General features: G+C 60.6%; 27 protein-coding genes. All 27 read left to right on the forward strand.

The window, feature by feature from the left end; translation table 11 throughout:
* Nucleotides 1-19: 19 nt before the first annotated feature.
* The 27 genes from ACZ5RT_RS04865 (at nt 20) to tatC (ending at nt 19,194) form a co-directional block, all read left to right on the forward strand.
* Nucleotides 20-1,501, forward strand: a complete 1,482-nt coding sequence (locus ACZ5RT_RS04865) for a glutamate synthase subunit beta (RefSeq protein ID WP_464453697.1) — start codon at nt 20-22, stop codon at nt 1,499-1,501.
* Nucleotides 1,502-1,606: 105 nt separating this feature from the next.
* Nucleotides 1,607-2,425, forward strand: coding sequence for an ABC transporter ATP-binding protein (locus tag ACZ5RT_RS04870; RefSeq protein WP_291927223.1), 819 nt, complete (start codon nt 1,607-1,609; stop codon nt 2,423-2,425).
* Nucleotides 2,422-3,204, forward strand: coding sequence for a lipid asymmetry maintenance ABC transporter permease subunit MlaE (gene mlaE / locus ACZ5RT_RS04875; RefSeq protein WP_464453698.1), 783 nt, complete (start codon nt 2,422-2,424; stop codon nt 3,202-3,204). The genes ACZ5RT_RS04870 and mlaE overlap by 4 nt, the downstream gene beginning before the upstream one ends.
* A 10-nt stretch (nt 3,205-3,214) precedes the next feature.
* Complete coding sequence (gene mlaD, locus ACZ5RT_RS04880) at nt 3,215-3,694, forward strand: outer membrane lipid asymmetry maintenance protein MlaD (RefSeq protein WP_108428610.1); 480 nt, start codon at nt 3,215-3,217, stop codon at nt 3,692-3,694.
* Nucleotides 3,691-4,422: an MlaA family lipoprotein gene (locus ACZ5RT_RS04885; protein WP_422172094.1), complete on the forward strand. Its 732-nt coding sequence runs from the start codon at nt 3,691-3,693 to the stop codon at nt 4,420-4,422. Before mlaD ends, ACZ5RT_RS04885 begins: the two co-directional genes overlap by 4 nt.
* Nucleotides 4,423-4,500: 78 nt before the next feature.
* Nucleotides 4,501-5,154: an MlaC/ttg2D family ABC transporter substrate-binding protein gene (locus tag ACZ5RT_RS04890; protein WP_464453699.1), complete on the forward strand. Its 654-nt coding sequence runs from the start codon at nt 4,501-4,503 to the stop codon at nt 5,152-5,154.
* Nucleotides 5,155-5,168: 14 nt separating this feature from the next.
* A complete protein-coding gene (locus ACZ5RT_RS04895; protein WP_464453700.1) occupies nt 5,169-5,453 on the forward strand; it encodes an STAS domain-containing protein in 285 nt (94 codons plus the stop codon).
* 83 nt (nt 5,454-5,536) lie between these two features.
* Nucleotides 5,537-6,472 carry an ABC transporter ATP-binding protein gene (locus tag ACZ5RT_RS04900; RefSeq protein ID WP_464453701.1) on the forward strand — a complete coding sequence of 312 codons (936 nt, stop codon included), beginning with the start codon at nt 5,537-5,539 and terminating at the stop codon, nt 6,470-6,472.
* On the forward strand, nt 6,469-7,224 hold the full coding sequence (locus ACZ5RT_RS04905) for an ABC transporter permease (RefSeq protein ID WP_291927238.1): 756 nt from the start codon (nt 6,469-6,471) through the stop codon (nt 7,222-7,224). Before ACZ5RT_RS04900 ends, ACZ5RT_RS04905 begins: the two co-directional genes overlap by 4 nt.
* Before the next feature lie 6 nt (nt 7,225-7,230).
* Nucleotides 7,231-7,473, forward strand: coding sequence for a BolA family protein (locus ACZ5RT_RS04910; protein WP_291927240.1), 243 nt, complete (start codon nt 7,231-7,233; stop codon nt 7,471-7,473).
* A 38-nt stretch (nt 7,474-7,511) separates the two neighbouring features.
* On the forward strand, nt 7,512-8,777 hold the full coding sequence (murA, locus tag ACZ5RT_RS04915; protein ID WP_464453702.1) for a UDP-N-acetylglucosamine 1-carboxyvinyltransferase: 1,266 nt from the start codon (nt 7,512-7,514) through the stop codon (nt 8,775-8,777).
* A complete protein-coding gene (hisG, locus tag ACZ5RT_RS04920) occupies nt 8,774-9,415 on the forward strand; it encodes an ATP phosphoribosyltransferase (protein ID WP_291927245.1) in 642 nt (213 codons plus the stop codon). The genes murA and hisG overlap by 4 nt, the downstream gene beginning before the upstream one ends.
* 2 nt (nt 9,416-9,417) lie before the next feature.
* Complete coding sequence (gene hisD / locus ACZ5RT_RS04925; protein WP_464453703.1) at nt 9,418-10,761, forward strand: histidinol dehydrogenase; 1,344 nt, start codon at nt 9,418-9,420, stop codon at nt 10,759-10,761.
* Nucleotides 10,758-11,843 (forward strand): histidinol-phosphate transaminase, encoded by a 1,086-nt coding sequence (gene hisC, locus ACZ5RT_RS04930; RefSeq protein WP_464453704.1) that lies wholly within the window; start codon nt 10,758-10,760, stop codon nt 11,841-11,843. The genes hisD and hisC overlap by 4 nt, the downstream gene beginning before the upstream one ends.
* A complete protein-coding gene (hisB, locus tag ACZ5RT_RS04935; RefSeq protein WP_291927252.1) occupies nt 11,840-12,430 on the forward strand; it encodes an imidazoleglycerol-phosphate dehydratase HisB in 591 nt (196 codons plus the stop codon). Before hisC ends, hisB begins: the two co-directional genes overlap by 4 nt.
* Nucleotides 12,431-12,432: 2 nt before the next feature.
* Nucleotides 12,433-13,089, forward strand: a complete 657-nt coding sequence (hisH, locus tag ACZ5RT_RS04940) for an imidazole glycerol phosphate synthase subunit HisH (protein ID WP_464453705.1) — start codon at nt 12,433-12,435, stop codon at nt 13,087-13,089.
* A 50-nt stretch (nt 13,090-13,139) separates the two neighbouring features.
* The gene (gene hisA, locus ACZ5RT_RS04945) at nt 13,140-13,880 is read left to right on the forward strand and encodes a 1-(5-phosphoribosyl)-5-[(5-phosphoribosylamino)methylideneamino]imidazole-4-carboxamide isomerase (RefSeq protein WP_108332550.1); all 741 of its coding nucleotides are present in this window, start codon (nt 13,140-13,142) and stop codon (nt 13,878-13,880) included.
* Nucleotides 13,881-13,882: 2 nt separating this feature from the next.
* Nucleotides 13,883-14,731, forward strand: a complete 849-nt coding sequence (locus ACZ5RT_RS04950; protein ID WP_464453706.1) for a D-hexose-6-phosphate mutarotase — start codon at nt 13,883-13,885, stop codon at nt 14,729-14,731.
* A gap of 67 nt (nt 14,732-14,798) precedes the next feature.
* On the forward strand, nt 14,799-15,599 hold the full coding sequence (gene hisF / locus ACZ5RT_RS04955) for an imidazole glycerol phosphate synthase subunit HisF (RefSeq protein ID WP_291927261.1): 801 nt from the start codon (nt 14,799-14,801) through the stop codon (nt 15,597-15,599).
* Between the two features lie 2 nt (nt 15,600-15,601).
* Nucleotides 15,602-15,991: a phosphoribosyl-AMP cyclohydrolase gene (gene hisI / locus ACZ5RT_RS04960; protein WP_464453707.1), complete on the forward strand. Its 390-nt coding sequence runs from the start codon at nt 15,602-15,604 to the stop codon at nt 15,989-15,991.
* 13 nt (nt 15,992-16,004) lie between these two features.
* Entirely contained in the window at nt 16,005-16,373 is a 369-nt protein-coding gene (locus ACZ5RT_RS04965) for a phosphoribosyl-ATP diphosphatase (RefSeq protein ID WP_416560324.1), read from the forward strand.
* Nucleotides 16,374-16,376: 3 nt separating this feature from the next.
* Nucleotides 16,377-16,739 carry a DUF4870 family protein gene (locus ACZ5RT_RS04970; protein WP_464453708.1) on the forward strand — a complete coding sequence of 121 codons (363 nt, stop codon included), beginning with the start codon at nt 16,377-16,379 and terminating at the stop codon, nt 16,737-16,739.
* 28 nt (nt 16,740-16,767) lie between these two features.
* A complete protein-coding gene (locus ACZ5RT_RS04975; protein WP_464454192.1) occupies nt 16,768-17,124 on the forward strand; it encodes a histidine triad nucleotide-binding protein in 357 nt (118 codons plus the stop codon).
* Nucleotides 17,125-17,144: 20 nt separating this feature from the next.
* Nucleotides 17,145-17,564, forward strand: coding sequence for a hypothetical protein (locus ACZ5RT_RS04980; RefSeq protein WP_464453709.1), 420 nt, complete (start codon nt 17,145-17,147; stop codon nt 17,562-17,564).
* Between the two features lie 65 nt (nt 17,565-17,629).
* Entirely contained in the window at nt 17,630-17,869 is a 240-nt protein-coding gene (gene tatA, locus ACZ5RT_RS04985) for a Sec-independent protein translocase subunit TatA (RefSeq protein ID WP_464453710.1), read from the forward strand.
* A 26-nt stretch (nt 17,870-17,895) separates the two neighbouring features.
* Nucleotides 17,896-18,363, forward strand: a complete 468-nt coding sequence (gene tatB / locus ACZ5RT_RS04990; RefSeq protein WP_291927271.1) for a Sec-independent protein translocase protein TatB — start codon at nt 17,896-17,898, stop codon at nt 18,361-18,363.
* A gap of 42 nt (nt 18,364-18,405) precedes the next feature.
* Complete coding sequence (gene tatC, locus ACZ5RT_RS04995; RefSeq protein ID WP_291927273.1) at nt 18,406-19,194, forward strand: twin-arginine translocase subunit TatC; 789 nt, start codon at nt 18,406-18,408, stop codon at nt 19,192-19,194.
* Nucleotides 19,195-19,216 lie beyond the last annotated feature (22 nt).

The raw sequence follows: 19,216 nt of genomic DNA on the forward strand, positions 1-19,216 counted from the left end.
AAGAATCGAAGGAAACATCATGGGAAAAATCACAGGTTTCATGGAATTCGAGCGCATCGAAGAGGGCTATAAACCCGTTGCCGAGCGTTTGAAAAACTACAGCGAGTTCGTGATCGGCTTGACGCCCGAGCAGTCGAAAACCCAAGCCGCACGCTGCATGGACTGCGGCACACCGTTTTGCAACAACGGCTGCCCGGTCAACAACATCATCCCGGACTTCAACGACCTGGTGTACCAGGGCGACTGGAAGAACGCGATCGAGGTGCTGCACAGCACCAACAACTTTCCCGAGTTCACCGGCCGCATCTGCCCTGCGCCTTGCGAAGCAGCCTGCGTGGTGAACTTCAACGGCGACGCGGTGGGTATCAAATCCATCGAGCACGCCATCATCGACCGCGCCTGGTCCGAGGGTTGGGTCACACCCCGTCCCGCCAAGGTCAAAACCGGCAAGACCGTGGCCATCATTGGCGCGGGCCCTGCGGGTTTGGCTGCGGCCCAGCAGCTGGCACGTGCGGGTCACGACGTGACCCTCTTCGAGAAGAACGACCGCGTGGGCGGCTTGCTGCGTTATGGCATTCCTGACTTCAAGATGGAAAAGACGCACATCGACCGCCGCGTCAAGCAGCTCGAAGCCGAAGGCGTGAAGATCCGTACCAGCGTGCTGGTGGGTGAGTGGCCCAAGGATTCCAAGGTCACCAACTGGGCTAAAGAAACCATCAGCGCCGAGCAGCTCAAGAAAGACTTTGACGCGGTGTTGTTGACCGGTGGTTCCGAGCAGTCGCGTGACCTGCCCGTGCCCGGCCGCGACCTGGACGGCATCCATTTCGCGATGGAATTCCTGCCCCAGCAAAACAAGGTCAACGCCGGTGACAAGCTCAAAGGCCAGTTGCGGGCCGATGGCAAGCATGTCATCGTGATCGGTGGCGGCGACACCGGTAGCGACTGCGTGGGCACCAGCACACGTCATGGCGCTTTGAGCGTGACCCAGTTTGAGGTGATGCCCGAGCCGCCCGAAAAAGAAAACAAGGCGCTGGTCTGGCCTTACTGGCCCATGAAGCTGCGCACCAGCTCCAGCCACGACGAGAGCGCCGAAAAAGGCCTGTTGCAGCGCGAGTTCGCCATTTCCACCAAGGCTTTTGTCGGTGAAAAAGGCAAAGTCACAGGTCTGAAGACCGTGCACGTCGAGTTCAAGGACGGCAAGATGGTCGAAATCGCCGGCACCGAGAAGGAATACAAAGCCGATCTGGTCCTGCTGGCCATGGGCTTCACCAACCCGGTCGCCACCGTGCTCGACGCCTTTGGCGTGGACAAGGACGCCCGCGGCAATGCCAAGGCCAGCACCGACTTCACGGGCGGCTACGCCACCAACGTGAACAAGGTGTTTGCCGCAGGCGACATGCGCCGGGGTCAGTCGCTGGTGGTGTGGGCGATCCGCGAAGGTCGCCAAGCCGCACGCGCCGTCGACGAATTCCTGATGGGGCAAAGCGACCTGCCGCGCTGAGGCTTCCCGGTTATAGGTAAAATCCCTTAATCTCACGGATCGGCCCAGCGCCGACCCGGTTAAAACAACACCACAAGAGCCGGATCCATCCGGCTCTTGTTTTTCATGAACGCCACAGCCACACCACCGCCTCTTGTTGAATTGCGCGACCTGACTTTCGGGTACGGCGACCGTGTCATCCTGAAGAACCTCAGCTTCAAGGTGCCGCGAGGACAAGTCACGGCCCTGATGGGCGTTTCAGGGGGCGGCAAGACCACGGTGCTGCGCCTCATTGGCGGGCAGATCCGTGCCAGCCAGGGGCAGCTTCTGTTCGATGGCCAGGACATCACGCCCATGCGCCAAACCGAGCTGTATGCCGCACGCCGCCGCATGGGCATGCTGTTCCAGTTCGGCGCGCTGTTCACCGACATGAGTGTGTTCGACAATGTGGCGTTCCCCTTGCGCGAACACACCCGTTTGTCTGAAGATCTGATCCGCGACATCGTGCTCATGAAGCTCGATGCGGTGGGTTTGCGCGGTGCGCGGGACCTGAAGCCTTCCGAGATTTCCGGGGGCATGAGCCGCCGCGTGGCCTTGGCCCGCGCCATCGCATTGGACCCTGACCTGATCATGTACGACGAGCCCTTTGCAGGCCTCGACCCGATCTCGCTCGGCACGGCCGCGCGATTGATTCGCCGCTTGAACGACAGCCTGGGCATCACCAGCGTCGTGGTCTCACACGATGTCACCGAAACCTTTGAAATCGCCGACCATGTGGTCATCCTGGCCAATGGCGGTGTGGCCGCGCAGGGCACGCCTGCCGAGTTGCGGGCCAGCACCGATCCGCTGATCCACCAGTTTGTGCATGCCCTGAGCGACGGGCCGGTGCCTTTCCATTACCCGGCCCCCACGGCCGCGCAAGACTATGACCGGAGGTCGGCATGATCGCCTCCATGTTGGGCGCTTTGGGCGCATCCACCCGACAGCTGCTGGCCGACTGGGGCTTTGGCGCCCGTCTGTTTTTCAAGCTGCTGGGCATGTCGGGCGCTGCGCTCAAACGCTTCGGTCTGGTGCGTGACCAGGTGCATTTTCTGGGCAACTACTCGCTGGCCATCATCACGGTGTCGGGCCTGTTTGTGGGCTTTGTATTGGGCTTGCAGGGCTACTACACGCTGCAGCGTTACGGCTCGGCCGAGGCGCTGGGCCTGCTGGTGGCCCTCAGTCTGGTGCGCGAGTTGGGCCCGGTGGTGGCCGCCTTGTTGTTTGCCGGTCGCGCCGGGGCATCGCTCACGGCCGAGATTGGCCTCATGCGTGCCGGTGAGCAGCTCACGGCTCTCGAGATGATGGCGGTGGACCCGGTGCAGCGCATCTTGGCGCCGCGCTTTTGGGGCGGCATCATCGCCTTGCCCTTGTTGGCGGCCGTGTTCAGTGCGGTGGGCATCTTGGGTGGTTATGTCGTGGGCGTGTTGCTGATCGGCGTGGACGCGGGTTCTTTCTGGAGCCAGATGCAAGGCGGCGTCGATGTGTTCAAGGACGTGGGCAACGGCATCATCAAAAGTGTGGTGTTTGGCGTGGCGGTGACCTTCATCGCCTTGCTGCAAGGTTATGTGGCCAAGCCCACGCCCGAAGGTGTGGCCAGTGCCACCACGCGCAGTGTGGTGGTTTCTTCTTTGTCGGTGTTGGGGCTGGATTTCATCCTGACCGCGATGATGTTCAGCATTTGAGGAGGACGGCATGCAACGTTCAAAAAATGATGTGTGGGTGGGTTTGTTTGTGCTGCTGGGGGCTGTGGCCATCCTGTTCCTGGCGCTCAAGGCCGCCAACTTGCTGACCTGGAGTTTCAGTCAGGATTACGAAGTCAGCGCCAAGTTCGACAACATTGGCGGGCTCAAGCCCGGTGCGGCCGTCAAGAGTGCCGGTGTGGTGGTCGGGCGTGTCAAGAAGATCGAGTTCGATGGCGAGTCTTTTCAGGCCAAAGTCACGCTGGCCTTGCAGTCCGAGCATGCCTTTCCCCAAGACAGTTCCTTGAAAATCCTCACCAGCGGTTTGTTGGGTGAGCAATACCTGGACGTGTCGCCTGGTGCCGATGAAAAAAATCTGGTCGCAGGCGACAAGATCGCTTCGACCCAGTCGGCGGTCATTCTGGAAAATCTGATCAGCCAATTCCTTTACAGCCAGGCAGAAAAACCTGCGGCAGAAAGTCAAAAACCATGAAATTCCTGACCCGACGAATCAGCCTGATGCTGTTGGGCTGCGTGTTGCTGGTTTTGCAAGGTTGCGCCACGGTCACCAATCCGGACCCACGCGATCCTTGGGAGTCCATGAACCGCAGCGTCTACAAATTCAACGACGCATTGGACACTGCGGCCATCCAGCCGGCTGCCAAGGCTTATGTGGCTGTGTTGCCCAGCCCAGTGCGTACCGGGATTCACAACTTCCTGGGCAATCTCGGTGACGTGTGGTCCATGGCCAACAGCGCTTTGCAGTTGAAGGGCCAAGCCACGGCCGAGACCTTCATGCGCATCACGGTGAACACATTTTTAGGTTTGGGCGGCGTTCTCGATGTGGCCTCCGAAATGCGACTTGAAAAGCGCAAGGAAGACTTTGGTCAAACCTTGGGCTATTGGGGTGTCAAACCCGGTCCTTACGTCGTGCTGCCCATTTTCGGCCCCTCCACCTTGCGTGACACCTTGGCCACACCCCTGGACATGAAGGGGGATGCGGTTCAGCAATTCAACGATCAGGCTGCCCGCAATGTGTTGTCAGTCACCCGTGTCATGGATGTGCGCTCAGGTTTGCTGCAGACGGTGGATGTGATCAAGGCGGCGGCATTGGACCCTTACACCTTTGTGCGCGATGCCTATTTGCAAAAACGCGAAAACGACGTGCATGACGGCAATCCGCCAGCCCGTTTCGATTACACAGAATCAGAAACACCCTGAAACAAGGCCATGAAATTCGCCCCTGGTCGCGTTACAGTTGTTCACAAGACCCGGCGCTGCTGACCGTATAGTGCACCCATGAAAAACATGCTCTCCATGCTTTTGCCCCGTCGCCATATGCTGGCGATGGCCTCTGCCTTTGCCTTGCTCGCCAACGTGGGGCCGTCTTGGGCCGCAGACGAATCGCCGGATGCGTTCATCAAGCGCATCACCAATGAAACCCTGGACACCATCAAGGCCGACAAGGCCTTGCGCAATGGCGACATCGGCAAAATCATCCAGCTGGTGGATTCCAAGGTCATGCCCCATGTGAACTTTCGCCGCATGACCGCTTTGGCGACTGGCCCCGCCTGGCGCAAAGCCACACCGGAACAGCAAAAGCGTTTGCAGGAAGAGTTCAAAATTTTGCTGGTTCGCACCTATGCCGGGGCGCTCACCCAGGTGAGTGACCAGGTGGTGGTGGTCAAGCCCCTGCGTGCAGGTCAGGAAGACAAGAACCTGGTGGTCAACACCGAGGTGCGCGGCAAAGGAGACCCGATCCAGCTGGATTACAGACTTGAAAAAACCCCGGGTGAAGGCGCTGGCTGGATGATCTTCGACCTGAACGTCCTGGGCGTCTGGTTGATCGAGAACTACCGCACCCAGTTCACCAAAGAGATCAATGCCGGTGGCATTGATGCGCTGATCGCCAGCCTGGCCGCGCGCAACAAATCCAACGCCAAGCCCGCCTGAATCGTCTGCCCATGATGAGTGCCTTGAAGCTGCCTGTCACCTTGTTGCACGATCAGGCCGATGCCTGCCTGGCACAGTGGGTGGCGCAGTTGGCTCAATGGCCCGCACCCTGGCCGTCTGCTGTGGCGCTCGACGCCTCGGCCCTGGCCGACTTTGACTCCTCGGCCTTGGCCGTGCTCCTGGGTTTGCGCCGGGTGGTCACACAAAACGGCGGCGTTTTGCGGGTGGAAGGCATGACACCGCGTTTGCGAGAACTCGCCAGTTTGTACGGCGTGCTGGAGCTGCTCGAGCCCGCCTGAGGGCATGGTTCCCAGGTCTTTGGAGGTAGATCTCCAAGTCGCGCCCGGGGCCTGCGGGCCAGCACTTAAAATAGACCTCTTCCATGCCAGCGCTCTCTTTCCAATCCGTCTCCAAGATTTACCCGGCCAAACAGGCGGGCGCAGCCGCGTTCAAAGCACTCGACCAGGTCAGCTTTGACGTGGAAGAGGGCGAATTCTTCGGCCTGCTGGGTCCCAACGGTGCGGGCAAAACCACCCTGATCAGCACCCTCGCGGGCCTGAGCCGCCCTACCAGAGGGCGCGTGCTGGTGCATGGCCACGATGTGCAGACCGATTACGCTGCCGCACGCCGCTTGTTGGGCGTGGTGCCACAAGAGCTGGTGTTTGACCCGTTTTTCACGGTGCGCGAGTCTTTGCGCATCCAGTCGGGTTATTTCGGCGTGAAGAAAAACGACGCCTGGATCGACGAATTGCTGGACAGTCTGGGCCTCGCCGACAAGGCGGGTGCCAACATGCGCCAGCTCTCGGGCGGCATGAAGCGCCGTGTGCTGGTGGCGCAGGCCCTGGTGCACAAACCCCGCGTGATCGTGCTCGACGAGCCCACCGCCGGGGTCGATGTCGAGCTGCGCCAGACCCTGTGGCAGTTCATCGCCAAGCTCAACAAGCAAGGCCACACCGTCTTGCTCACCACCCATTACCTCGAAGAAGCCGAAGCCTTGTGCGGCCGCATTGCCATGCTCAAGCGCGGCCAGTTGCTGGCGCTCGAGCGCACATCCGACTTGCTGCGTTCGGCCACCAGCCAGGTGCTGCGCTTCAAGCTCGACGGCGACTTGCCGCCTGCCGTGGCGGCCATGGCCCGGGTCACAGGCCGCATTGTGCAGTTGCCTGTGCACAACGCGGTCGAGATTGAAAACCACCTGGCCACCCTGCGCACAGCGGGCCTGGTGGTGGAAGACGTGGAAATCCGCCAGGCCGACCTGGAAGACGTGTTCCTGGAAGTCATGAACCGCAAACAATCCGCCTCGGGAGCCCTGGCATGACCGGCTGGCAAACCCTGCTCTACAAAGAGGTGCTGCGTTTCTGGAAAGTCGCTTTCCAGACGGTGGCCGCACCCGTGCTCACCTCGGTGCTGTACATGCTGATCTTCGGCCATGTGCTCGAAGACCATGTCAAGGTCTACGACCAGGTGGCCTACACCTCGTTTTTGTTGCCGGGCCTGATGATGATGGGCGTGCTGCAAAACGCTTTTGCCAACAGCTCGTCGAGCCTGGTGCAAAGCAAGATCATGGGAAGCCTGGTGTTCTTGTTGCTCACGCCCCTGTCACACCGCAGCTGGTTTGTGGCCTATGTGGGCTCCTCGGTGGTGCGCGGCCTGGCCGTGGGCTTGGGCGTGTTCGTCATCACCGGATGGATGGTCAACATCACGTTTGTGAACCCGCTGTGGATTTTGGCTTTCGCCGTCATGGGTGCGGCCATGATGGGCTCACTGGGCGTGATTGCCGGGCTGTGGGCTGAAAAGTTCGACCAGATGGCCGCCTTTCAGAACTTCATCATCATGCCCATGACGTTTTTGTCGGGCGTGTTTTATTCCATCCACTCGCTGCCGCCGTTTTGGCAAAAGCTCAGTCATCTGAACCCGTTCTTCTACATGATCGACGGCTTTCGCTACGGCTTCTTTGGCCAAAGCGATGTGTCCCCCTGGGTCAGTTTGGCGGTGGTGGGCACCACCTTGGCCGCCATCGGTGGCCTGACCCTTCACCTTTTGCGCATCGGCTACAAAATCCGAAGCTGAACCCCCATGAACGCTGAGCAACTCAAAGCCATCATCGCCGCAGGGCTGGACTGTACCCATCTTGAAGTGGATGGCGATGGCCGCCACTGGAGCGCGGTGGTCGTGTCCGAAGCCTTTGCCGGCCTGCGCCCCATTGCCCGCCACCAACGGGTGTACGCCACGCTGGGGCAAAAAATGCATACCGACGAGGTACATGCCTTGTCGATGAAAACCTACACGCCCACCGAATGGGCCAAGCAAGCGCAATGATCCGAAGGCCTTCTGGCTACAACGCACCGACCTGACCCATGGACAAACTGAAAATTCGCGGCGGCCACCGCCTGCAAGGCACGCTCGATGTGTCGGGTGCCAAAAACGCGGCCCTGCCCGAGCTGTGCGCCGCTTTGCTGAGCGCCGAGCCCGTCACGCTGGCCAATGTGCCGCGGCTGCAAGATGTCTCGACCATGCTCAAGCTGATCCGCAACATGGGTGTGACGGCCGAGCACCACGCAGACGGCCGGGTCACGCTGGACGCCGGAGGCCTGAACAACCCCGAAGCGCCTTACGAGCTGGTGAAAACCATGCGCGCTTCGGTACTGGCGCTGGGGCCTTTGCTGGCCCGTTTTGGCCACGCCAAAGTGTCTTTGCCCGGTGGTTGCGCGATTGGTTCGCGCCCGGTCGACCAACACATCAAAGGTCTGCAGGCCATGGGTGCGGTCATCACAGTGGACCATGGCTACATGCTGGCCAACCTGCCCGAGGGCCGCACGCGCCTGAAAGGTGCGCGCATCACCACCGACATGGTCACCGTCACCGGCACTGAAAACTTCCTCATGGCCGCCGCTTTGGCCGAAGGCGAGACGGTGCTCGAAAACGCTGCGCAAGAACCCGAAATTCCCGACCTGGCCGAGATGCTCATCAAAATGGGCGCGAAGATCGAAGGCCACGGCACGCGCCGCATCCGCATCCAGGGTGTGGAGCGCTTGCACGGTTGCCAGCACCAAGTCGTGGCCGACCGCATCGAAGCGGGCACCTTTTTGTGCGCCGTAGCCGCCACGGGCGGTGATGTGGTGCTGCGCCACGGTCGCGCTGACCACTTGGAAGTTGTGATCGAGAAGCTGCGCGACGCTGGTGCCACCATTGAGGCGGGCGAGGACTTCATCCGCGTCAAGGCCGATGGCCGTCTGAAAGCCCAGAGCTTTCGCACCACCGAATACCCGGGCTTCCCGACCGACATGCAGGCGCAGTTCATGGCGCTCAACTGCATCGCGCAGGGCGCGAGCAAGGTGACCGAAACCATTTTCGAAAACCGTTTCATGCACGTCAACGAACTGGTGCGCTTGGGCGCGCACATCCAGATCGACGGCAAGGTGGCGGTGATCGAGGGCGTGGAAAAATTGTCGGGCGCGACCGTCATGGCCACCGATTTGCGGGCTTCGGCCAGTTTGGTGATTGCCGGTCTGGTGGCCGAGGGCGAAACCATTGTGGACCGTATCTACCATCTGGACCGTGGTTACGACCGGATGGAGTTGAAACTGCGCGGCCTGGGGGCCGACATTGAAAGAGTGAAATGATCACGCTGGCCCTGTCCAAAGGACGCATCTTTGACGAAACCCTGCCGCTGCTGCGCGCCGCAGGTATCGAGGTGCTCGAAGACCCCGAAAAATCGCGCAAGCTGATCTTGCCCACCAACCAGCCCAACGTGCGCGTGGTGCTGGTGCGTGCCAGCGACGTGCCCACCTATGTGGAATACGGCGGGGCAGATCTGGGCGTGACGGGCCTGGACACCCTGATCGAGCACGGTGGCCAGGGCTTGTACCAGCCGCTGGACCTGAAGATTGCCAAATGCCGCATGAGTGTGGCGGTACGTGCCGATTTCGACTACGCGGCGCAAGTGCGCACGGGTGCGCGCCTGAAGGTGGCCACCAAATACACCACGATTGCGCGCGACTTTTTCGCGACCAAGGGTGTGCACGTCGACCTCATCAAGCTCTACGGCAGCATGGAGCTGGCCCCGCTCACGGGTCTGGCCGATGCGATTGTGGACCTGGTGTCGACCGGCAACACGCTCAAGGCCAACCATTTGGTCGAGGTCGAACGCATCATGGACATCAGCTCGCGTCTGGTCGTGAACCAGGCCGCGCTCAAGCTCAAACAGGCGCCGATCCGCGCCATCATCGACGCCTTTGCGGGCGCCGTGAAGAAAGACTGAACATGGCCCTGTACGCCAAACCATTGCGACTGAACACGGCCGACGCCGGTTTTGAAGCGGCCTTCGCGGCCCGCCTGCATTGGTCTGCCGACACCGACGCCGCCATTGAGCAGCGCGTGGCCGATATCCTGGCCGATGTGCAGCAGCGTGGCGACGCGGCCGTGCTGGCGTACACCCAGCGTTTTGACGGGCTGCAAGCGGTTGATGTGAAGGCCTTGGAGATCACCCAAGCCGAGCTGAAAGCGGCACTCGACAGCCTGCCCGCCGCACAACGCGAAGCCTTGCAAGCCGCAGCAAACCGCGTGCGCAAGTACCACGAAGCGCAAAAGAAAGCCTCTGGCGAGAGCTGGAGCTACCGCGACGAAGATGGCACCTTGCTCGGCCAAAAAGTCACGCCGCTCGACCGCGTGGGCATTTATGTGCCCGGTGGCAAAGCCGCTTACCCCTCGTCGGTGTTGATGAACGCGATCCCCGCGCATGTGGCCGGGGTGCAGGACATCATCATGGTGGTGCCCACGCCGCAGGGCGTGCGCAACCCGCTGGTGCTGGCCGCCGCCTGTGTGGCTGGTGTGAGCCGTGCCTTCACGGTGGGCGGCGCGCAGGCCGTCGCCGCTTTGGCTTACGGCACCGCCACCATCCCCAAAGTCGACAAGATCACCGGCCCGGGCAACGCCTATGTGGCCAGCGCCAAGAAACGTGTGTTCGGCACGGTGGGCATCGACATGATTGCGGGCCCAAGTGAAATTCTGGTGTTGGCCGACGGCACGACGCCCGCCGAATGGGTGGCGATGGATTTGTTCAGCCAGGCCGAGCACGACGAGTTGGCGCAAAGCATTTTGCTGTGCCCCGATGCGGCCTACATCGCCGATGTGCAGGCCGCCATTGACCGCCTGCTGCCCGAGATGCCCCGCCGCGAGATCATCGCCAAATCGCTCAACGACCGTGGCGCATTGATTTTGACCCGCAACATGGAAGAAGCCTGCGCCATCAGCAACCGCATCGCGCCCGAACACCTGGAGGTGTCGAGCCGCGAGCCGCACCGTTGGGAGCCGCTGCTGCGCCACGCGGGTGCGATCTTTTTGGGCGCCTTCACCAGCGAGTCGCTGGGCGACTACTGCGCTGGCCCCAACCATGTGCTGCCCACCAGCGGCACGGCACGTTTTTCGTCGCCTCTGGGTGTTTACGACTTCCAGAAACGCAGCAGCTTGATTGAGGTGAGCGAGGCCGGTGCCCAGCCCTTGGGCCGCATTGCCGCCGAACTGGCCTACGGCGAAGGCCTGCAAGCGCACGCCCGTGCTGCCGAATTGCGTTTGAACCCTGTTCCCCCGATGCGAGAGTCCAAATGAACACTGTGAGTCCGACATTGATGCAGCGCATCCGCCAGGACGTGCAGTCCATGCACGCCTACGCCATCCAGGACTCGGTCGGCATGGTCAAGCTCGACGCGATGGAAAACCCGCACAGATTGCCCGTTGATTTGCAAAAGGCTTTGGGCGATCGCCTGGGCGCACTGGCGCTCAACCGTTACCCCGATGGCCGTGTGAACGACTTGCGCCACGCGCTCTCGGCTTACGCAGGGATGCCCGAAGGTTTCGACATCATGTTGGGCAACGGTTCGGACGAGTTGATCTCGCTCTTGGCCATGGCCTGCGATGTCCCTGGCGCTTCCATCTTGGCCCCCTTGCCCGGCTTTGTGATGTACGCCATGAGCGCCCAACTGCAAGGCTTGGCTTTCCACGGCGTGCCGCTGACGGCTGACTTTGAACTCGACGAAGCCGCCATGCTGGCTGCTATTGATCAGCACAAACCGTCCATCGTGTACTTGGCTTACCCCAACAACCCCACGGGTAATCTGTGGAACGACGAGGTGATCGAGAAGATCGTCCTCGCCCAAGGCGCACAAGGCGGGCTGGTCGTCATGGACGAGGCCTACCAGCCTTTTGCCAGCAAGAGCTACATGGACCGCATCACGCGCCACACGCATGTGCTGTTGATGCGCACGCTCAGCAAGTTTGGCCTGGCCGGTGTGCGTCTGGGTTACATGATCGGCCCCAAAGCCCTGGTGGCCGAGATCGACAAGGTGCGCCCGCCCTACAACATCAGCGTGCTGAATTACGAGTGCGCCTTGTTTGCGCTGGAGCATGCCGAGGTGTTTGCAGCCCAAGCCAAAGACCTGCGCGAGCAGCGCGCTCGACTGCAACGCGAGCTGGCCGCCTTGCCCGGCGTGACGCCCTTCCCGAGTGAAGCCAACATGATCCTGACCCGTGTGCCCGATGTGGCCAAAACCTTTGACGGTCTGAAGGCACACGGTGTGCTGATCAAGAACATTTCTAAAATGCACCCATTGCTGGCCAATTGCCTGCGCTTGACGGTGGGCACCGCCGCAGAAAACGACCAACTCCTCGCCGCTTTGAAAGCCTCCTTATGAACCGCACTGCTGCTGTTACCCGCAAGACGGCCGAGACGAACATCCGCGTCGCCCTCAACCTGGACGGCACGGGCCAAGCCAAGCTGGCTTCGGGCATTGGTTTTCTGGACCACATGCTGGACCAGATCGCGCGTCACGGTTTGATCGATCTGGACATCGCTTGCGAAGGCGATCTGCACATCGACGGCCACCACACCGTCGAAGACATCGGCATCACCTTGGGCCAGGCGTTCGCTCAAGCGATTGGCGACAAAAAAGGCATCCGCCGTTATGGCCACGCTTATGTGCCGCTGGACGAAGCCTTGAGCCGCGTGGTGGTGGATTTTTCGGGTCGCCCCGGCCTGCACATGGACGTGACATTCACCTCCGGCTCTTTGGGCACGCTGGACACGCAACTGGTGTACGAATTCTTCCAGGGCTTTGTGAACCACGCGCTGTGCACCTTGCACATCGACAACCTCAAGGGCGTCAATGCGCACCACCAGTGCGAGACGATCTTCAAGGCCTTTGCCCGCGCCGTGCGCGCCGCGCTCGAACTCGATCCACGCTCGGCGGGTGTGATCCCTTCCACCAAAGGCAGTCTCTGAACATGAGCGTCAACCGCGTCGCCGTTGTGGACTACGGCATGGGCAACCTGCGCAGCGTGGCGCAGGCGGTGATGCATGCCGCCTCCAGCGTGGACCATGCCGAAGTCACCGTGACTTCAGACCCGCAGGTCGTGCGCAATGCGCACCGCGTGGTCTTGCCGGGGCAGGGCGCCATGCCCGACTGCATGCGCGAGCTGCGCGAGTCCGGTTTGCTGGACGCCGTGCTCGAAGCCGCGGCCAGCAAACCCCTCTTTGGCGTCTGTGTAGGCATGCAAATGCTGCTGGACCACAGCGACGAGGGCGACACGCCGGGCTTGGGCCTGATCCCCGGGCGCGTGGTCAAGTTCGATTTGGCCGGACGCATCCAGCCGGACGGCACCCGCTACAAAGTGCCGCAAATGGGTTGGAACCAGGTCTGGCAAGATGCTCCGGCGCACCCCTTGTGGCGCGGCATTACCGACGGCAGCTGGTATTATTTTGTGCACAGCTTCTACGCCAAAGTGGCCAACCCGGCGCACAGCGCGGCCCAGACCGATTACGGTGGCCGTTTCGCTTGTGCCATTGCCCGTGACAATATTTTTGCGACCCAGTTTCACCCCGAAAAAAGCGCGGCCCAAGGCCTGGCCCTGTTCCGCAATTTCCTCCACTGGCAGCCTTGAGAAGTTTTCACTGCCGTTTTTCAGCCCTTCAGCTTCTTTTTTAATTCGCCATGATTCTGATCCCCGCCATTGACCTCAAAGACGGCCACTGCGTTCGCCTCAAACAGGGCGATATGGACCAAGCCACGACCTTTGGCGAAGACCCCGCCGCCATGGCCCGCACCTGGCTCGAAAAAGGCGCACGCCGTTTGCATCTGGTGGATCTGAACGGCGCGTTCGCGGGCAAGCCACAAAACTTCGGGGCCATCAAGTCCATCCTCAAGGCCGTGGGCGACGACATCCCGGTGCAGCTGGGGGGCGGCATCCGCGATCTGGACACGATTGAAAAATACATCGACAGCGGCCTGCGCTACGTCATCATCGGCACCGCCGCCGTCAAGAACCCCGGCTTCTTGAAAGACGCCTGCACCGCCTTTGGCGGCCACATCATCGTGGGCCTGGACGCCAAAGACGGCAAAGTCGCCACCGACGGCTGGAGCAAGCTCACCGGCCACGAAGTGGTGGACCTGGCCAAGAAGTTCGAAGACTGGGGCGTCGAGTCCATCATCTACACCGACATCGGCCGCGACGGCATGCTCAGCGGCATCAACATCGACGCCACCGTCAAGCTGGCCCAAGCCCTCACCATCCCCGTGATCGCCTCGGGCGGTTTGTCCAACATGGCCGACATCGAGCAGCTGTGCGCCGTGGAGGACGAAGGCGTGGAAGGCGTGATCTGCGGCCGCGCCGTGTATTCGGGTGATCTGGACTTCGCGCTGGCGCAGCAACGCGCCGACGAACTCAACGGTTGAGCATGAGCGCTGGTGCCACCTGCCGCGAGCTGTCCTTTGCAGGCTTGCCTGCGACCGAGCTGCAGCTGCCGGGTGGTGACCGTGTGGTGGTCGCGCACCACGGTGCCCACGTGCTGTCCTGGGTGGCCCAAGGGCGTGAGCGCCTGTACCTGAGCCCGAACAGTGTCATGGATGGCCGTGCCGCCATCCGGGGTGGCATTCCGGTCTGTTTTCCCCAATTCAACCAGCGCGGCGATCTGCCCAAACACGGCTTTGCACGCAACCTCTCGTGGCATGTCAAACCTGCACGGCTGGAGGGTGACCAAGCCCATCTGGTGCTGAGCTTGAACGACAGTGCGGCCACGCGCCAGTGGTGGGACCAGGCCTTTGAAGCGCTGTTGTTGATCGAGTTGACGCCCGGTGCCTTGCAGGTTGAACTGGCTGTGCGCAACACCGACAGCCAAGTGCTGCGTTTCACCGGGGCGCTGCACACCTACTTTGCGGTCAGCGATGTGGCGCAGGCCCGATTGCTGGGTTTGGGTGGCAGTGCCGAGTGGAATGCCGTGACCGACCGCCACGCCACCGCTGCGCCCGAGCTGCGCTTTGTGGGTGAATTTGACCGCGTGTATTCTGCGGCGCCCATGGGCTATGAATTGCTGGATGGGCCCCATGCCCTGTCGATTGAGCAAGACATGGACTGGGCCCAGACTGTGGTCTGGAATCCGGGTGCTGCGAAATGTGCCACCCTTGCTGACATGCCCGCAGACGGCTGGCAACACATGCTGTGTGTCGAAGCCGCCCAGGTCTATGAGCCGATCTGCATCGAGCCCGGTGATTTCTGGCAAGGCGCCCAGCGCCTGTCTGTGGTGTAAGGTTCGGGTCTCACTGCTCGCGTTCAACACGCCGCCACCTCACTTTTTCAACGAACCACCATTTCCCATGCTCGCCAAACGCATCATCCCTTGCCTCGACGTGACCGGCGGTCGCGTGGTCAAGGGCGTCAACTTTGTCGAACTGCGCGACGCCGGAGACCCGGTCGAAATCGCGGCCCGCTACAACGAGCAGGGCGCTGACGAACTCACTTTCCTGGACATCACCGCCACCAGCGACGGCCGCGACGTGATCCTGCACATCATCGAAGCCGTGGCCAGCCAGGTCTTCATTCCGCTCACCGTGGGCGGTGGCGTGCGCACGGTGGAAGACGTGCGCCGCTTGCTCAACGCAGGCGCTGACAAAACCAGTTTCAACTCGGCCGCCATTGCCAACCCGCAAGTCATCCGCGAAGCCTCTGCCAAATACGGTGCGCAGTGCATCGTGGTGGCCATCGACGCCAAACGCCGAACACCCGAAGACGAGCAGCGCATCGGCACCAACGGTTTGCCCATGGGCCCCGGCTGGGACGTTTACAGCCACGGCGGTCGCAAAAACGTGGGCCTGGACGCGGTGGCCTGGGCCACGCAAATGGCCGACTACGGCGCAGGCGAAATCCTGCTCACCAGCATGGACCGCGACGGCACCAAAAGCGGCTTTGACCTGCAGCTGACCCGCGCCGTGAGCGACGCCGTGAGCGTGCCCGTCATCGCCTCGGGCGGCGTGGGCAACCTCGACCACCTGGCCGACGGCGTGAGCATTGGCGGCGCGGACGCTGTCCTAGCGGCCAGCATCTTCCATTACGGTGAGTACACCGTGCAACAAGCCAAAGCGCGCATGCGCGAGCGTGGCATTCAGGTCAGGTTGTGAACATGAACTGGCTCGACAAAATCAAATGGGACGACAAAGGCCTGGTGCCTGTGATCGCCCAAGAACAAGGCTCCGGCGACGTGTTGATGTTCGCCTGGATGAACCGCGAGGCGCTGCAAAAGACGGCCGAGCTGAAAAGAGCGGTGTATTTCAGCCGCTCCCGCAACAAGCTGTGGTTCAAGGGCGAGGAGTCCGGTCATGTGCAAACCGTGCACGATATCCGCATGGATTGCGACAACGACGTGGTTTTGCTCAAAGTGACCCAACTGGGGCACGAGCCCGGCATTGCCTGCCATACAGGCCGCCACAGCTGCTTTTTCCAGAGCCTGCAAGCCGATGAGTGGCAGGCGGCCGATCCGGTCCTGAAGGACCCCGAAACCATTTACAAGTGAGCACGACAAGCCTATGAGCAACCAGGACATCCTTGACCGCCTCGCGGCCGTGGTCGAAAGCCGCAAGCCCGCCAATGGTGGCGACCCCGAAAAGAGCTACGTGGCCCGCCTGCTGCACAAAGGGCCGGACGCCTTTTTGAAGAAGATTGGCGAAGAAGCCACCGAGACCGTGATGGCCGCCAAGGACGTGGACCACGGCGGGGATGTGAACAAGCTGGTCTACGAAGTGGCCGACCTGTGGTTCCACAGCATGATCGCGCTGGCGCACTACGGCTTGACACCCGCCGATGTGGTCAACGAGCTGGCCCGCCGCGAAGGCTTGAGCGGCCTCGAAGAAAAAGCCTTGCGCAAAGTGCAAGAGCGTGAACGCCTGGGCGAATGAGCAATGAATGAGCAGCCCTTGGACGACAGCACCCACACCATCAGCTGGGTCAGCTACATCCTGCACCTGATCGTGGCAGTCAGCGCCGTCATTCCCGGGGCGCAGATGGGCCCGGCTTTGTTGATCGTGGCGCTGATCATCGATCTGGTCAAAAAAGGCGATGCCCCAGGCTGGGAGGGCACGCATTTCAGCTACCGCATCCGCACCGTGATCTGGGCGGCTTTGCTGTACTTGGTGACTGCGCCGCTCTGGTTTTTCTTGGTCTTTCCAGGCTGGCTGGCCTGGGTGGCCATTTCCATCTGGTTTTTGTACCGCATCGTGCTGGGCATGGTGCGCCTGAACGGGCAGCGCCCGGTGACCGACTGAATTTCTGATGCAACAAACCGATCAAGCCATGACCGAAGCCAACTGTATTTTTTGCAAAATCATCGCGGGCCAGATTCCCTCGCGCAAGGTGTACGAAGACGAGCAGGTGTTCGCCTTCCATGACATTGCCCCTTGGGCACCCGTGCATTTCCTGATCATCCCCAAGCTGCACATACCGTCGATGGCGCAGTTGGCACCTGAGCACGCCGCCCTGATGGGCCACATGATGACCCTGGCCCCCAAGCTGGCCTTGCAGGAGGGCTGCAATCCTTATCCAGACGGGGGCTTTCGGATCGTGGTCAACAATGGCACCGAGGGTGGGCAGGAAGTGCACCACCTGCACATGCATGTCATGGGTGGCCCACGCCCCTGGCTGCGTGGTTGATTTTTTACAAGAGGTTGTGCATGGGTGAATTTTCAATTTGGCATTGGCTAGTAGTTGCAATACTGTTGCTAGGAATGTATGTCCCTTTCATTTTTTACATACTGTCTTTGCAGAGGGCTTTGGAATCGATAGATCAAACCCTCAGGCCTGTTTCCCCTGGTCTTGCTTGGCTTTTGTTGATTCCGTTGTTCAACTTTATATGGATATTTTTTCTTGTAGTTTGGATTTCCAAGGGTTACGAAAAAATGTGGGAGCTACAGCGCTTAAAAGCTCAGAGTTCTGCTGGCTTTGGTGTGGGAATCGCTTACAGCGTATGCTGGGTTCTATGCTTGATCCCCGGCCTAAATTTGCTTGTTTTGATCCCATCATTGGTTCTTTGGATCTTGCATTGGGTTCAAGTGAGCCAAGCACGCAAACTGGTTCTTCAGGAATCAACTTGAGAGCGTGCTCGTTATTCTTTGTGCAATTTTTTGTCTGTAAAATTATTAGATTGAAGGAGTAAGTCATGGGTGCTATGAGTTGGGTGCATTGGTTGGTAGTTTTGGTTATAGTTGTTTTGGTATTTGGTACCAAAAAGCTAAGAAATTTAGGTTCTGACCTGGGTGGCGCGGTCAAGGGCTTCAAAGACGGCATGAAAGACGGTGGCACCAAGCCCGAAGAGTCTGCACCCGCCGCAGGCCAGGTGGCTTCTTCGGCTTCCACCGAAAAAACCACCATCGATGTCGAAGCCAAGACCAAGTCTTGAGCCTTTGAACGAGCGAACGCTGCACTGTGCTTGACTTAGGCATTTCCAAAATGGCGCTGATCGGCGTCGTGGCCTTGATCGTGATCGGCCCCGAAAAGCTGCCCAAGGTGGCCCGGACCATGGGTGCCTTGCTGGGCAAGGCGCAGCGCTATGTGGCCGACGTCAAGGCCGAGGTCAACCGGTCCATGGACCTGGAAGAGCTCAAAAAAATGAAAGAGACGATGGAGACGGCTGCCCGCGATGTCGAGCAGACGGTCCAGACCACCGCCTCGGATTTTGAAAAAGACTGGGCCGACACGACAGCAGGTTTGACCCATGACCTGCCTGAACTCGACACCCCACCGCCCGAGTACAAACGCCCTGAGAAAAACTGGCGTCTCAAGCGCGGCGCTGTGCCCCAGTGGTACAAAGCGCGTTCGGGTGTACGCACCAAGGCCCTATCGGGGGCGGCGCGGGTGGCGCGTTACCGCCCCAAGTCCCTCCATTCCCAGTGATGGCCCTGCACCTCGGGTGCCGGCTGTCCAACCCACTTCGCCATGTCTGACTCTCCTTCCAAGCCCGAAGACGAACTTGCTGGTTCCGAGCAACCGTTCGTCGCGCACCTGATTGAGCTGCGCGACCGATTGATCTGGGCGGTGGCAGCGATCGCGGTGGCCGCTGCTGCCTTGGCGATTTACCCGGGCCCTGGCGAGCTGTACGACATCCTGGCCGCGCCCTTGATTGTCCATTTGCCCAAAGGCGCGACCTTGATCGCCACCTCGGTGATTTCGCCCTTCATGGTGCCGCTCAAGATCCTGTTGATGACGGCCTTCCTGATCGCCTTGCCCATGGTGCTGTACCAGATGTGGGCCTTCATTGCGCCTGGCCTCTACGCCCATGAGAAAAAACTGGTGATGCCGCTGGTCGTGTCCAGCACCTTGCTGTTTTTCATTGGGGTGGCCTTTTGCTACTTCTTTGTGTTCGGTCAGGTGTTCAGTTTCATCCAGAGCTTTGCCCCGAAAAGCATCACGGCAGCCCCTGACATCGAGGCCTACCTCAGCTTTGTGCTGACCATGTTCCTGGCTTTTGGTCTGGCTTTCGAGGTGCCTGTGGCGGTGGTGGTGCTGGCCCGCATGGGCGTTGTGAGTGTGCAAAAACTCAAGGATTTCCGGGGTTACTTTGTGGTGCTGGCCTTTGTGATTGCGGCGGTGGTCACACCGCCCGATGTGGTGTCTCAGCTGGCTCTGGCCATTCCCATGTGCTTGCTTTACGAGTTGGGCATTTGGGCCGCGCAGATTTTCATCAAGCACACCCAAGCGCCCGAAGAGCCTGATACGGCGGCCTGATCGCTTGCTGGTTTGCCCCAAC

Source organism: Limnohabitans sp. TEGF003 (assembly GCF_055395455.1).